This window comes from Pseudoalteromonas sp. GW168-MNA-CIBAN-0100 (assembly GCF_040309225.1).
Lineage (GTDB): Bacteria > Pseudomonadota > Gammaproteobacteria > Enterobacterales > Alteromonadaceae > Pseudoalteromonas > Pseudoalteromonas arctica.
Map to the genome: position 1 here is coordinate 1 of NZ_JBEOOL010001013.1, position 241 is coordinate 241.

General features: G+C 44.4%; 1 protein-coding gene. It reads left to right on the forward strand.

What is annotated here, in order from left to right; genetic code table 11:
- Nucleotides 1-241, forward strand: a 241-nt coding sequence (locus AAEY62_RS24410; RefSeq protein WP_350637062.1) for a KOW motif-containing protein, incomplete at both ends; no start/stop codon positions are given.

The following is a 241-nucleotide window of genomic DNA, read 5'->3' on the forward strand; positions in this document are numbered from 1 at the left end:
CGTCCTGCTCCTATCAGCCCTAAAGAAGCTGAGCGCATTCTTAATCGCCTACAAGAAAATGCTGAAGCACCTAAACCTGCTACCTTATTTGAACCAGGTGAAGTTGTTCGTGTTACTGACGGTCCATTTGCTGACTTTAGCGGTGTTGTTGAAGAAGTTGACTACGAAAAGAGCCGCGTTAAAGTGTCGGTACTTATTTTTGGTCGTTCTACACCGGTTGAACTTGAATTTGGTCAAGTTG